Annotated in this window: 10 protein-coding genes; 6 read left to right on the forward strand and 4 right to left on the reverse strand. The window is 65.3% G+C overall.

The window, feature by feature from the left end; all coding sequences use genetic code 11:
* Nucleotides 1-177 precede the first annotated feature (177 nt).
* Nucleotides 178-2,469 carry an NADP-dependent malic enzyme gene (locus tag HY57_RS05275; protein ID WP_019463744.1) on the forward strand — a complete coding sequence of 764 codons (2,292 nt, stop codon included), beginning with the start codon at nucleotides 178-180 and terminating at the stop codon, nucleotides 2,467-2,469.
* 1,498 nt (nucleotides 2,470-3,967) lie between these two features.
* Nucleotides 3,968-6,661: a pyruvate dehydrogenase (acetyl-transferring), homodimeric type gene (gene aceE, locus HY57_RS05280; protein WP_019463558.1), complete on the forward strand. Its 2,694-nt coding sequence runs from the start codon at nucleotides 3,968-3,970 to the stop codon at nucleotides 6,659-6,661.
* 234 nt (nucleotides 6,662-6,895) lie between these two features.
* Here aceE and HY57_RS05285 read toward each other — a convergent pair whose 3' ends face one another.
* From HY57_RS05285 to HY57_RS05295, 3 genes are all read right to left on the reverse strand, one after another.
* Nucleotides 6,896-7,219, reverse strand: a complete 324-nt coding sequence (locus tag HY57_RS05285) for a hypothetical protein (protein ID WP_019463557.1) — start codon at nucleotides 7,217-7,219, stop codon at nucleotides 6,896-6,898.
* A gap of 77 nt (nucleotides 7,220-7,296) precedes the next feature.
* On the reverse strand, nucleotides 7,297-8,502 hold the full coding sequence (gene ubiM, locus HY57_RS05290; RefSeq protein ID WP_019463556.1) for a 5-demethoxyubiquinol-8 5-hydroxylase UbiM: 1,206 nt from the start codon (nucleotides 8,500-8,502) through the stop codon (nucleotides 7,297-7,299).
* Between the two features lie 344 nt (nucleotides 8,503-8,846).
* Nucleotides 8,847-10,115, reverse strand: coding sequence for an MFS transporter (locus HY57_RS05295; protein ID WP_038579418.1), 1,269 nt, complete (start codon nucleotides 10,113-10,115; stop codon nucleotides 8,847-8,849).
* A gap of 140 nt (nucleotides 10,116-10,255) precedes the next feature.
* Here HY57_RS05295 and HY57_RS05300 point away from each other — a divergent pair, with 140 nt between their 5' ends.
* Complete coding sequence (locus tag HY57_RS05300; RefSeq protein WP_019463551.1) at nucleotides 10,256-10,558, forward strand: DUF3247 family protein; 303 nt, start codon at nucleotides 10,256-10,258, stop codon at nucleotides 10,556-10,558.
* 20 nt (nucleotides 10,559-10,578) lie between these two features.
* Here HY57_RS05300 and HY57_RS05305 read toward each other — a convergent pair whose 3' ends face one another.
* A complete protein-coding gene (locus HY57_RS05305; protein ID WP_019463550.1) occupies nucleotides 10,579-11,811 on the reverse strand; it encodes an acyltransferase family protein in 1,233 nt (410 codons plus the stop codon).
* 154 nt (nucleotides 11,812-11,965) lie between these two features.
* Here HY57_RS05305 and HY57_RS05310 point away from each other — a divergent pair, with 154 nt between their 5' ends.
* From HY57_RS05310 to HY57_RS05320, 3 genes are all read left to right on the forward strand, one after another.
* The gene (locus HY57_RS05310; protein WP_019463549.1) at nucleotides 11,966-12,859 is read left to right on the forward strand and encodes a LytTR family DNA-binding domain-containing protein; all 894 of its coding nucleotides are present in this window, start codon (nucleotides 11,966-11,968) and stop codon (nucleotides 12,857-12,859) included.
* 90 nt (nucleotides 12,860-12,949) lie between these two features.
* A complete protein-coding gene (locus HY57_RS05315; RefSeq protein WP_019463548.1) occupies nucleotides 12,950-13,675 on the forward strand; it encodes a hypothetical protein in 726 nt (241 codons plus the stop codon).
* A gap of 58 nt (nucleotides 13,676-13,733) precedes the next feature.
* Nucleotides 13,734-14,180 (forward strand): DUF6491 family protein, encoded by a 447-nt coding sequence (locus HY57_RS05320; RefSeq protein WP_026033638.1) that lies wholly within the window; start codon nucleotides 13,734-13,736, stop codon nucleotides 14,178-14,180.
* Nucleotides 14,181-14,271: the final 91 nt, after the last annotated feature.

A 14,271-nucleotide genomic window follows, 5' to 3' on the forward strand; every position in this document is an offset into this window, starting at 1 on the left:
TGCGGTCGCGCACAAGTACGCTCCTACCGTTGATATTCGGCTTTGCATACCAGTTGTGTGAACCACCGCGTCACCATGCTGCAGCGCACGGTCGGGAGAGGGGTGTCACCGGTGATACCATTGCCTGATACCGCTGTCGCGGCCCCGATTCCCCATCACATCCGATCCCTCATTCCCATGGCCCTTCCCGAAGAACTGCGCCTCGCCGCTCTCGAGTACCACCGCCTTCCGCACCCCGGCAAGATCAAAGTCACCGCGACCAAGCCCATGGTCACGCAGCGTGACCTGGCGCTGGCGTACTCGCCCGGCGTGGCTTACGCCTGCGAGGCCATCGTCGAGGATCCGAACGCCGCCAGCGAGATGACGGCGCGCGGCAACCTTGTCGCGGTCATCACCAACGGCACCGCCGTACTCGGCCTGGGCGACATCGGCCCGCTCGCCGGCAAGCCGGTGATGGAAGGCAAGGGCGTGCTGTTCCAGAAGTTCGCCGGCATCGACGTGTTCGACATCGAGATCAACGAGCGCGACCCGGACAAGCTGGTCGACATCATTGCCTCGCTCGAGCCGACCTTCGGCGGCATCAACCTCGAGGACATCAAGGCGCCGGAGTGCTTCATCGTCGAGCGCAAGCTGCGCGAGCGCATGAAGATCCCCGTGTTCCACGACGACCAGCACGGCACCGCGATCATCGTGGGCGCGGCCATCGTCAACGCGCTCGAAGTGGTCGGCAAGAAGATCGGCGAGGTGAAGCTCGCCACCACGGGTGTGGGCGCGGCGGGCATCGCCTGCCTGGACATGCTGGTGGCGCTGGGCCTGAAGCCGGAGAACATCCTCGCGTACGACCGCGAAGGCGTGCTCTACAACGGCCGCGACCACATGGATCCGGACAAGCGCCGCTACGCGCGCGATACCGACAAGCGCACGCTGGCGGAGATCGTCGCGGGCGCGGACGTGTTCCTGGGCCTGTCCGCCGGCGGCATCCTCAAGCCGGAGATGGTCGCCACCATGGCCGACAAGCCGGTGATCCTGGCGCTGGCCAACCCCAATCCCGAGATCTCGCCGGAAGACGCCAAGAAGGTGCGCCCGGACTGCATCATCGCCACCGGCCGTTCGGACTACCCGAACCAGGTCAACAACGCGCTGTGCTTCCCGTACATCTTCCGCGGCGCGCTGGACGTGGGCGCCACCGGCATCAACGAGGCGATGAAGACCGCCTGCGTGCGCGCCATCGCCGAACTGGCCCGCATGGAAGCCGGTGACCTGGCCAGTGCCTACGGCGGCGATATCCCGACCTTCGGTCCGGATTACCTGATCCCGCGTCCGTTCGATCCGCGCCTGCTGGTAATGCTGGCGCCCGCCGTCGCGCAGGCCGCGATGGACTCGGGCGTGGCCGCGCGTCCCATCGTGGACATGGAGGCGTACAAGGAAAAGCTCGGCCAGTTCATCTATCGCACGGGCCTCTTGATGAAGCCGGTGTACGAGCGCGCGCGCGCCGACCGCAAGCGCGTGGTCTACGCCGAAGGCGAGGAAGAGACCGTGCTGCGCGCCGTGCAGACGGTGATCGACGAGCGCCTGGCGTTCCCGATCCTCATCGGCCGCCCGGAAGTGATCGAGACGCGTATCCAGCGCCTTGGCCTGCGCATGCGCGAAGGCGTGGATTACGAGATCACCAACATCAACGACGATCCGCGCTTCAACGAGTACTGGCAGCAGTACCACGCGCTCACCGAGCGTCGTGGCGTGACGCCCGCGGCCGCGAAGAACCTGATGCGCTCGCGGCCCACGCTGATCGCCTCGCTGATGGTCGAGCGCGGCGAAGCCGACGCGATGATCTGCGGCCTGGTGGGTCGCTTCCACAAAAAGCTGGGCTACATGCGCAGCGTGTTCGGCCTTGACCCGGGCGTGTCGTGCACCTCGGCCATGACCGGCGTGATCAACGACCAGGGCGCGTGGTTCTTCCTCGATACGCATGTGCAGTGCGACCCCACTGCCGAGCAGATCGCCGAAGCCACGCTGCAGGCCAGCTATCGCCTGAAGCTGTTCGGCATCGAGCCGAAGATCGCGCTGCTCTCGCACTCCAACTACGGCAGCCATGACAACCCGAGCGCGGCGAAGATGCGCAAGGTGCGCGAGATCCTCCTGCAGCGCGGTCCCAAGCTCGACATGGACGGCGAAATGCAGGCCGACACCGCGTGGGACGAAGCGCTGCGCCTGCGCATGTTCCCCAACACCACGCTCACCGGTCGCGCCAACCTGTTCGTGATGCCGAACCTCGACGCCGCCAACATCACCTACAACATCGTGCGGGTGATGACCGACGGCGTGGCCATTGGCCCGATCCTGATGGGTATCAACAAGCCGGCACACATCCTGACGCCGGCGGCGACGCCGCGTCGCGTGGTGAACATGACCGCGATTGCCGCGGTGGATGCGCAGATTCGCCAGGCGCAGGGTGAGCGGCGCAGCTGAGGGTAGGTGGGTTTAATTGTTTGGCGAGAACGGGACCTTGAGGGTCCCGTTTTTGTTTTGGTGGTTGGATGGTTGAGGGAGCTGTTCACTGTTCGATAGGGCGTTTTTTTCGCCCTCTCCCCTTCGGGGAGAGGGCTGGGGTGAGGGGCGGGTGTTCGCCTCACCGTTTCCTTCTTTAGCCGTCACCCCTGCGAAGGCAGGGGGCCGGTGACTTTGCGCTCGGTTATCGCGCGGAGGGCATTGGCTATCGACTCCCTCAAGCGCTTCCGCGATCGGGCCGCTTACGCAGCGGGCGTTTCGACCTTCTGCCGAAGGCCGAGTCACTTTTCTTTTGCTGGCCCAAAAGAAAAGTAACCCAAAGAAAATGGCCTTCAGAGCTCCGGTAGCGTCGTGTTGAATACGAGCCTTGAAGGCTTCGGTACTCGGCACTGATCGATCCATCCGACAGGCGATACGGCTACGCCGCAAGGCGCCGATGCGTTGAGGAGCTCTGCATTCCGTGGGGGAAAAGCCCGAACGGCTGAGGAATCGTGGGGTTCGGCAACCTTCGCCGCTACATAGCGGGTACTCCGTAGCGCTTCGCAACGCGCCATCGCGAAGAGGGCTTAAAGCAGTGCATTCGTGGCGAACACGCTATGCGTAGCCCGGATGAAGCGCAGCGAAAATCCGGGGCGGACTTGCGGAGTCCGCATCTGATCAACACCAACGTGCGCCGTCATCGACCGCACTTTGAGCCACATCGCCTCGTTCTACGACGCGATGTGCAGCGCAGCTGCACGAGTCGTGCGCTTGGTGCTTTTGGCCTTCGGGCCCCCTTGAGCGGCGGTGAGGGGCGGTCGATCAGGCCCCGCAGGGGTGCCTGGCATGGATGCCAGGCACTTTTCGTCGGGGCAGGAGCCCCGTCGAAAAGCCCGGCCGACCCTCACGCACTGGCCAGCTCTATCGGCCAGCGCCGCGATGGGGGTGCCCTTTCTTTTGGTTACTTTTCTTTGGGCAAGCAAAGAAAAGTGACCCGGCCTCCGGCAGGAGGTCGGAACGCCCGCCGCGTAGGCGGCCAGGTCGCCGTATCGCGACAACTGAAAACCGTGGCTCTGGATCCCGGCCTACGCCGGGATGACGGCTAAAGCATGAAGCGATGAGGCGAGCACCCGCCCCTCACCCCAACCCTCTCCCCGAAGGGGAGAGGGAGCAAAAAAGCTCAGCTCAGCGCCAACGCCAACGCCAACGCCAACGCCAACGCCAACGCCAACGCCAACGCTGCCGCGCCCCGGCCCAACGGATCCAAATCGGTTAGTGAGGGATTCCCCCACCCAGTCAGACTCACCCGCTTCCCAACGACATCAAACCCACCAACACCCTCCATTCGCCCCCGTATTGTCTCGATCCAATTGGCGAAAAACCCCGCCGGAGCTACACTCGGAGGGTTTCCCGCCTCTCACCCGGAGGCGATCCACCCATAGCCGCGCCATGCCCCCGGCGCCGCGGAGAGAAGCTCCCCATGGATCAGCTCGACGACATCCTTCATCAAGACCTCGACCCGACCGAAACCCAGGAATGGGTCGAATCGCTCAATGCCGTCATCAACCACGATGGCACCGAGCGCGCGCATTACCTCTTGGAGAAGATGGTCGATTCGACGCGCCGGGCCGGCGGCTACTTGCCGTTCAACCCGACCACCGAATACGTCAACACCATTTCGCCGGGCAACGAAGCCAAGATGCCGGGCGACGCGGCGATGGAATGGCGTATCCGCACGCTGATCCGCTGGAACGCGATGGCCATGGTCGTGCGCGCCAACCGCAAGCCGGGCGAGCTGGGCGGGCATATCGCTTCCTTTGCCTCGTCGGCGACGCTGTACGACGTGGGCTTCAACCATTTCTGGCGCGCACCGAGCGCCGATCACCCGGGTGACCTGGTGTTCCACCAGGGCCACTCCAGCCCGGGCGTCTATGCGCGTTCCTTCCTGGAAGGCCGCATCTCCGAAGAACAGCTCGACCTGTTCCGCATGGAAGTGGCCGGCCATGGCCGTGGCCTGTCCTCGTACCCGCACCCGTGGCTGATGCCGGATTACTGGCAGGTGCCGACGGTGTCGATGGGTCTGGGCCCGATCCAGGCCATCTACCAGGCGCAGTTCTGGAAGTACCTGGAACATCGCGGCCTGATGCCCAAGACCGACCGCAAGATCTGGTGCTTCATGGGCGACGGCGAAACCGACGAGCCCGAATCGCTGGGCGCCATCTCGCTGGCCGGCCGCGAAGGCCTGGACAACCTGGTGTTCGTGATCAACGCCAACCTGCAGCGCCTGGACGGTCCGGTGCGCGGCAACGGCAAGATCATCCAGGAACTGGAAGGCGTGTTCCGTGGCGCCGGCTGGAATGCCATCAAGGTCGTTTGGGGCAGCTACTGGGATCCGCTCCTTGCCCGTGACACCAAGGGCGTGCTGCGCAAGCTGATGATGGAAACCGTCGACGGCGAGTACCAGGCGTGCAAGGCCTTCGGTGGCGCGTACACGCGCGAGCACTTCTTCAATAAGTACCCCGAAACCCGCGAGATGGTCGCCAACCTGTCCGACGACGACATCTGGCGCCTCAACCGCGGTGGCCACGATCCGCACAAGGTGTACGCGGCGTACGACCAGGCCACCAAGACCAAGGGCATGCCGACCGTGATCCTCGCCAAGACGGTGAAGGGTTACGGCATGGGCGCGGCCGGCGAATCGCAGAACCCGACGCATCAGCAGAAGAAGCTGGATGCCGACGCTGTGCGCCACTTCCGCGACCGCTTCAACATCCCGGTGTCGGACGACAAGCTGGCCGACGTGCCGTACTACCACCCGGGCAAGAACTCGCCGGAAGTGGAATACATGCTGGAGCGTCGCCGCGCGCTGGGCGGCTTCCTGCCGCAGCGTCGCCGCCATGCCGACGCCAAGCTCAAGACGCCGGAACTGTCGGCATTCGAGCAGATCACCAAGGGCACGGGCGAGCGCGAAATCTCCACCACCATGGCGCTGGTGCGCGGCATGAACCTGCTGCTGCGCGACAAGCAGATCGGCGAGCGCATCGTGCCCATCGTGGCCGACGAAGCGCGCACGTTCGGCATGGAAGGCATGTTCCGCCAGATCGGCATCTACGCGCCGTTCGGCCAGAAGTACCGTCCGCAGGACGCCGACCAGCTGCTGTACTACCGCGAAGACCAGAAGGGCCAGGTGCTGCAGGAAGGCATCTCCGAGGCCGGCGGCATGGCCGCCTGGATGGCCGCGGCGACCAGCTACAGCATCAGCAACCAGGCGATGCTGCCGTTCTTCATCTACTACTCGATGTTCGGCTTCCAGCGCATCGGCGACCTGGCCTGGGCGGCGGGCGACATGCGCGCGCGCGGCTTCCTGGTCGGCGGCACGGCCGGTCGTACCACGCTCAACGGCGAAGGCCTGCAGCACGAAGACGGCCACTCGCACCTGATGGCCGGCGCCATCCCGAACGTGAAGTCGTATGACCCGACCTTCTCGTACGAAGTGGCGGTGATCCTGCAGGACGGCACCCGTCGCATGGTGCAGGAGCAGGAAGACGTCTACTACTACATCACCGTGATGAACGAGAACTACAGCCACCCCGATCTGCCGCAGGGCGTCGAGGAAGGCATCATCAAGGGCATGTACCTGTTCAAGGATGCCGGCAAGCCGAAGAAGGGCGAGCCGCGCGTGCAGCTGATGGGTTCGGGCACGATCCTGCGCGAAGTCATCGCCGCCGCCGAGCTGCTGGAGAAGGATTTTGGTGTCACCGCCGACATCTGGTCCTGCCCGAGCTTCGTCGAGCTGCGTCGCGACGGTTTCGATGCGGAGCGCTGGAACCGCCTGCATCCGGAAGCCGAGCAGCGCGTGCCGTACGTCACCAGCCTGCTGCAGGGCCGCCAGGGTCCGGCCGTGGCCGCCACCGACTACGTGCGCGAATACGCCGACCAGATCCGCGCCTTCATGCCGGACGGCATGCGCTTCACCGTGCTGGGCACCGACGGTTTCGGTCGCTCGGATACGCGTGAGCACCTGCGTGGCTTCTTCGAGGTCGATCGTTACTGGATCGCCCAGGCCGCCCTTTCCGCCCTGGCGAAGGAAGGCAAGGTCAATCCGAAGGACGTGGCCCGCGCCATCAAGACCTACAAGCTGGATCCGGACAAGCCGAATCCCGAAACGGTCTGAGGCGAAAGCCCGTACCGCTGATGCAAGACAAAAACGCCGCGGTCACCCGCGGCGTTTTTCTTTGACCGGTTTTGTGGGAGCGCACCCTGTGCGCGACAAACCCGCGACGAGACATGTTTGTGCGAGCCGTCGCGCACAGGGTGCGCTCCCACAGATACGGCGATCTGCACAAACAGCCGTCCAAAAAGAAACCCGCCTTTCGGCGGGTTCGTACTCACTGTCGGAAAGCACAAATCAATCATCGTCGCGGCTGCGGAAAAGATGCCGCAGCAGGAAGAATGCCCCTACCGTGCCGGCCACGATCGCCGTGGTCGCCACCGGATGGCGGGTGACGTGGCGGCGCAGGCGGCGGTACTGGTAGTTGGCCTCGTCGGCGAAATCCTCTGCGGCGTGGCCGATGCGCCGCGCGTACGCGGTGCGGCTGCGGCCAAAGCGGCGGCCGGCGTCGCGGCCGCGCTCCATCAGATCGTCCGCCCGGCTGGCGGCCTCGCCGGCATAGTGCCGCACGCGGTCACGGACGCCGTTGACGGTGTTCTCAAGGTCATGGTGGCGGCTCATGGCGTCCTCCTTGCGAGACAGGGTTCTCACGTTGCCAGCGGCGGTGTGAGCGGTGCGTAAATGATGAAGCGGCCTGTTCAGCCGTTATGTCGGTAATGGCTGGAACTGTCGTGGCTGTCTGCCGCGAGCGCATGCGCAATGGCATGCCGGACTGGGGGCAGCGCCTGGCTGGCCCGCAGCAGCGCCGAGCGGGCACGGCGTGCGATCGGGCGATCGTCGGTGTACATGGTGACGATGGCCATGGTGGCGGCGTACAGCGGCCAGGTGGCGAGCCGGTGCATGCGCTGATAGCGCTGCAACAGCCCGGGCGAGGCGATATCACCACCGCCAGCTGCCGCGCGCCGGATCAGCGAGGCAAGCGTGTCGATGCTGCGCAGCCCCAGGTTGAAGCCGTGGGCGGTGACCGGATGCATGCCCACGGCCGCGTCGCCGACCAGGGCGAAGCGCGGCGCGACGAATCGGCGCGCATACACGCCGACCAATGGATAGGTGTGCCGCGTCGACACCAGTCGCATGTCACCGAAATAGTGATCGAAACGACGGCGCATCTCCGCGTTGAAGGCGTCGTCGTCCCTGTCCATGAGCCGCTGCATGTCGTGTGGCGGCAAGGTCACGACGATGGATGCTTCGCCGTTGTGCAGGGGCAGCGCGGCCAGGGTCTGTGCATGGCCGAACCATTCCAGCGCTTCGCCAGCGTGGGGCTTCTCCAATGCCATGCGGCAGACCAGCATGGTCTTGCCGAAGTCGTGCATATCGGCTGCGATGCCGGCATCGCGTCGCACGCGTGAGAAGCGGCTGTCGGCGCCGACGACCAGTCGTGCGGACACCTTGCTGCCATCGGACAGGTGCAGGTGCGCCGCGTCGCCATCCCAGGTGACACCTTCCACCGAGGTGCCGCATGCCAGCGTCACGCGCGGCTCGTGTTCGATGCTGGCGAACGCGGCGCGGCGAATGCGATCGTTCGGCACGAGGAAGCCCAGTTCGTTGTCGTGCCTGTCACACGGCGTGACGTGCAGGCCATGCCGTCCGTGCCCGTTGAGCACGCGTGCGCTGCGGAGTGGCGATGCGTCCACGGGGCCAAGCCGCTGCCAGATGCCGAGCTCATCGAGGATGCGCACGGAGCGGGGCGTCAACGCGATCTCTCGCCCGTCGAACGGTGGCTCGTGCAAGGTATCCCGCGCTTGTTGTTCGATCACCAGGATGCTGAGGCCGGAGTCCGCCAGCGATCGGGCGAGGCACAGGCCGGCGGGGCCGCCGCCGACGATCGCGATATCCACATTCATGGCATGGCACGCAGGAAAGGGTGGCCCATGCTATCGGGCGCCTGGGCGTCGCCATTGATGCGGATCAAACCAGTGCGCTTCGGTGTCTGGTCCGGTGGCGGTGGCGGACGCTATTGAGAACGGAGGCCGCGGTAGAGCTTGTTCACGCTCTTTGAGCCTATTCAAAATCTTGCTAGACACTCCGTCCCCCTCACCGTCATTCCCGCGAACCCCGAAAAGGGGGCAAGAGCGGGAATCCAGCGTCTTTTTCCGTGGTGTTCAGAGCCTAAAGGCACTGGATTCCAGCTTTCGCGGGAATGACGGTGAGGGAAACTTGGTGCATGAAGGGGATGGTGAGCCGGCTTTTAGAGCGTGGCTTCCGCGCCTGCCGGTTCCTGGGGCACGTCCGCGCGAAGGCTCTGCCGGCGGCGCAGCGTGGGAAACATGGCCATCCACAGACCCACCACCACCAGCGTGCCGATGCCGCCGATCACCGTGGCGTTGACCGCGCCCACCCAGGCGGCGAGCAGGCCGGATTCGAACTCGCCCAGCTGGTTCGATGTATTGATGAAGATGGCATTCACCGCGCTGACGCGGCCGCGCATGTCGTCCGGCGTATCGAGCTGCACCAGCGCGCCACGGATCACCATGCTCACCATGTCGAGCGCGCCCAGTGCGAACAGGGCGGCCAGCGATAGCCACAGCACCTTCGATACGGCGAACACCAGCGTCGCCACGCCGAAGCCAGCCACGGAAGCGAACATGATCGGCCCCACCCGTCGTTCCATCGAATGACGCGCGAGCCACAGCGACATCAACAGCGCACCCACGGCCGGTGCCGCGCGCAGCAGGCCAAGTCCCCACGGGCCGGTATGCAGGATGTCCCTGGCGAAGATGGGCAGCAGGGCGGTGGCGCCACCCAGCAGCACCGCGAACAGGTCCAGCGAGATCACGCCGAGTACGTCGGGGCGATGGCGTATGAAATGCACGCCGGCAAACAAGGTCTTCAAGGTGGCCGGCTCGCGCCTGGGCTGTGCCTGTTCGTAACGCAGGCGGGCCATCAGCACGACGGCGACCAGATAAAGCAGCGCGCAGACGCTGTAGACCGTGCCCGGCCCGGCGACGTAAAGCAGGCCGCCGACGGCAGGCCCCAGGATCATCGCGGCTTGTCCCGCCGATGCACTGGCGGCCATGGCGCGCGGCAGGATGGGCGATGGCACCAGGGCGGGCAGCATCGACTGCAATGCCGGGAACTCGAATGCCTTGGCGACGCCGATGACGAACACCAGCGCGAGGATCATCGTCTCGTGCGTAAGCCGCATCAGCGTGATGGCGGCGAGCACGGCGATGGCCAGCATGTCCACGATCTGCCCCAGCATCACGATGCGGCGGCGCTCGAACTGGTCGGCGACGTGGCCCGCGGGCAGCGCGAGCATCACCGACGGGAAGAACTGCACCAGCCCGATCAGGCCCAGGTCCAGTGCGCGGCCGGTGATGGCATAGATCTGCCAGCCGACGGCGACCGACAACATCTGGAAGCCAAAGCCCGAACAGATCCGGGCGAACCAGAACTGCACGAATGCCGGATGTGAGCGCAACGAATCCGCGGAAGCTTGCGCGGGGGAGGACGCCATGGAAGATCCTTGCGGGGACCGGATCATTATCGATGGCTGAAGCGGCGCGACAAAGCACCACGGCTTCACGTCGGCGTGATGGGGCCTTGCCCCCCGCCGCCTTAGGGTGGGCGTGTGAAAGCCAGCCGAGGAGGTGAACCATGGGCCAGTTTGCCGAACGCGTGTATACCGATCCCGCCATGATCCAGCGCCTGGAGGACCTGATCGAGCAGTTGCCGACGGGCGGCCACGTGGTGCTGCAGCTCGCCGACGGCACCTGCTGTGAAGGCGTGGTGTGCGAGAGCCCAAGCGTGCAGGTATTCCGCGACCCTCAGGAAAACGAAGGCATCAACGGCGTGCTGCGACTCGAACGGCCGGACGAGCCGGCCTGGACGCGCTACGTCTGGCTGGGTGACATCCAAAGCGTGGAGCAGCTCGATTCCATCACGGGCAGCGAGGCCTGAGGCCTCGCCGCCCGTCATGCTCACGCCCCTTGCGTGCTTGCCGTCAGTGAGGGTTCGCGCCGTGCTGCACGGGGCACGGCGTCAAGCCCGAACAGCGGACGCAGCCAGCGCGTGCGGCGGATCACGTACTCATGCAGCGCCGCGCAACCGACCACCGTGCCTGCCAGCACCAGCGTCGGTTCCAGCACGGGGCCGAGCTTGAGCGGAAGCAGCCAGTAGGCCGCGGCGAGCATCACGCTCTGGTGCAGGACGTACCAGGGGAACACGGCCTCACGCGCATAGGGCAGCCAGCGGAACGGGCGGTTGAGGTATTGGTGTCCCCAGCCCAGCACCGCGGCAATGGCGCTCCACATATAGAAGAAGCGCAGGGCGTGCATACACAGCATGCCCAGGCGACCCACGGCCAGCCCGGGGGCCGACCCGCCGCCGATGGCGATCAGGTCGCTCAGGCGGTCCAGCAGCAGGAAGGCGGCAAAGCAGAACACGGCCATGCCCAGCGAACGCCGACGCAGCCGCGCCAGCTCGTCCCAGAGTTCTGCATGCGTGCCGATGGCGTAGCCATAGAAGAACATCGTGGCGTAGCAGGCATGGGCATACCAGTCGCCGACCATGGCGTGGTTCTGGGGGAAGCGGGCCGCCAGCCACAGGTTGTACGCAAGCAAGGGCAGTGCAGGCAGCACCAGCAGCGGCCAGCCGCGCAGGCGATGGATGGCGCCGATCACGCGCTGCCCCCATGACGATTCCAGCGCCGGCAGCAGCGCGATCAGCAGCATGGTGTAGAGCCATACGTACGGCAGGTACCACAGGTGGTTCCAGGTGACGCCGAACTGCCAGCCGTCGAACGCGCCCGCCGGCCACGGGCCGCCGGTCCAGTAACGCAGCAGGAAGTGGCCAAAGCCCGGCGCCACCAGCCCGTTCACCACACCCTGCACATAAGGCTGAATGGGGATGACCACCGCCATGCCGAACAACAGCGGCAGCAGCAGGCGCGTCGTGCGCTTCCACGCCAGTGCCGGCAGGCTCAGGCGGCCACGGAGGAAATGCACCGCCATGCCGGAGATCAGGAACAGCAGGTCCATGCGCCAGAACGCCGAGGCGATCATGGGGTAGGCCAGCCAGTCGGCGATATAGCTGCTCTTGAGATGGAACTTCCAATCGTCGGCCGGGCCCACGTAGAGCATGCCCAAGTGGTAGACGATCAGTAGGCCGAAGGCCAGGACGCGCAAGGCGTCGATGTCATGGCGGCGGTTCATGAACAGAACTCCGTGGGAAAGTGCCGCGCATGCTCCGCCGTCGCCAGCCCCGGGTCGCCCGCTAAGTGATTGATTGACCGAAAGTGGGGACGAGTGGCGGGTGGCAAGGGACGAAATGTGCGGTTGAAACCATGCCCCACGTAGAATCCCGGCCATGACCACGACCTCGTCGTTCGACTACATCCGCTTTCAGCGCTGGCGCCGACCTTTCGAGATCGGCTTCTGGGTTGTCGTCCTGCTGGTCAATACCGTGTTCAACGGTATGGTGACGTGGTTCGACGTCACCTACCGGAGCCATCGCGCGCAGAGCATCGAGCCATGGATCTGGGAAGCGAGCAGCAGCGTGGTCATCCTGGCGCTGCTGCCGTTCGTGGTCATGGCCAGTCGCCGCTGGCCGCTCCGCCTGGATACCTGGCGGCAGAACCTGAAGATCCATATCGCGCTCAGCGTGCCGTTCTGCGTGGTGCATGTCGGCCTGATGATCGTGCTGCGCCTGATCGCATACCGGATGATCCTGGACTGGCGCTATCACTTCGGGGACGACTGGCTGCGGCAGCTGGGTTACGAATACCTGAAGGACATCCGCACCTACTTCCTGTTCCTGGCCACCATCGGCGGCTATCGCCTGCTCGTACTGCGCCTGCAGGGCGAAGCCAGCCTGCTGGCCGAGCCGGACGAGGGCCCACCGGTGGAGCCGGTCGACCGGCCCGAGCGCTTCCTGGTGCGCAAGCTGGGCAAGGAGTTCCTCATTGCAGCCCGCGAGATCGAATGGCTGCAGGCCTCCGGCAACTACGTGAACCTGCACGTGCGCGGTCGCGACTATCCGCTGCGCGCCACCATGGCCGGCATCGAGGAGCGGCTCGACCCCACGCGGTTCGTGCGCGTGCACCGCAGCTATCTGGTGAACCTGGACTATCTCGCCGAGATGGAGCCGCTGGACACGGGCGACGCCCGGCTGACCATGCGCGATGGCGCCACGCTGCCGTGCAGCCGGCGCTTCCGTACCCAACTGCGCGAGCGCTTTGGCGACGTGCCTGTCGGCGCTTGATCGACGCTCCTGCAACGAAGGGGAGGCAAGGTTGCAACGCCCCTGGACCTCGTTCCACTCTAACCGTCTAACCGCAACGGGATACCTTCCATGACACAGCGCCTTCGCCTTGCCGCCACCACCCTTGGCACCTTGCTCGCACTGGTGGGCTGCTCCCAGTCCGGCGACCAGGCCCAGGCCCCGCAGCAGGCGCCTGCCGACGACTCCGCCGGCAAGCTCGACACCTATCGCCAGCTCCTGCGCATCGGCAACGACGAGATGGCGGTGACCATGGGCAAGGACATCCTCAATCGCTATCCCAATAGCGCGGCGGCCAAGGAAGTGCAGGAAACCCTGCCGGCGATCGAGAAGCGCTACACCGAGAACAGCGAAAAGAACCGGCTCGCCGGTTTGTGGCTCTACCAGGTGTCGCCCATGGAGGGCGGCACGCAATCGACCGCCACCATCTACACCAGCCAGCCCGCGGGTGAAGACCGCGTGCGCCTGGTGCTGCGCCGCCATACCGAGTGGGGGCAAAACGCCTTCCTGTTCAACGGCGGTCCGCACGGCTTCGTGTGCAAGGGCGTCTGCTCCATCAAGGCCACGTTCGACGGCAAACCCGGCACCATCAGCGCCTTCGCGCCGACCACGGGCGAGCCTGCGCTGCTGTTCAAGGACGACAAGGGTTTCATCGCCCAGCTGGAGAAGGCCAAGAAGATCACCATGGACGTCACGCTGCAGGACGGTGAGAAGAAGGTGACGCTGGTGTTCGAAACCGGCGGTTTTGATCCGGCCAAGTGGCAGGCAGTGAGCAAGTCCCCGGCGAAGAAAAAATAACGTCCACGCGCAGGCAGTTCACGCGTTTGCACGTACAGCACTCATGGAGATGAAGGTCATGGCAGTGAAAACCGTTCTTGCCGCCGTCGCGGTGGTTGCCGCCCTCAGCGGCTGCGCCCGCGTCGGCGCGGACTACACCTCGCGCATGGACGCACGGCGGCAGGCCTATGCGGCCGCCGCCGGCACCCCGGTCAACAGCTTCCACTATTTCAGCCTATGGTCGTGGGAGCCGCTCAGTGACCGGCAATTGGCCGTCTATACGCGCGCGAACGAGGCCTGGCTGATCGACCTCGACGGTCGCTGCAGCAACCTGGAATTCACCAACCACATCGGGCTGACCTCGAGCGCCAGCGAGGTGTCGGTGAAGTTTGACCGTGTGCTCACGGGGCCACAGGATGCACCGTGCTTTATCAAGCAGATCCGGCCGGTGGACCTGAAGCAGCTCAACGCGCCGCAGGAGGGCAAGCCGCGAGAGGTTGAGGAGGCGCCGAGGCCGGCGAAGTAGCTGGCGCTTGCTGAAGCGGGTGATGGTTTCGCCGCTTTGGTATGGGTCGTGGGTTGTGGACGTGCCGGTTCCTTTCTCTCTGCTTCTTTGG

It is taken from the genome of Dyella japonica A8 (assembly GCF_000725385.1).
Classification (GTDB): Bacteria; Pseudomonadota; Gammaproteobacteria; order Xanthomonadales; family Rhodanobacteraceae; genus Dyella; species Dyella japonica_C.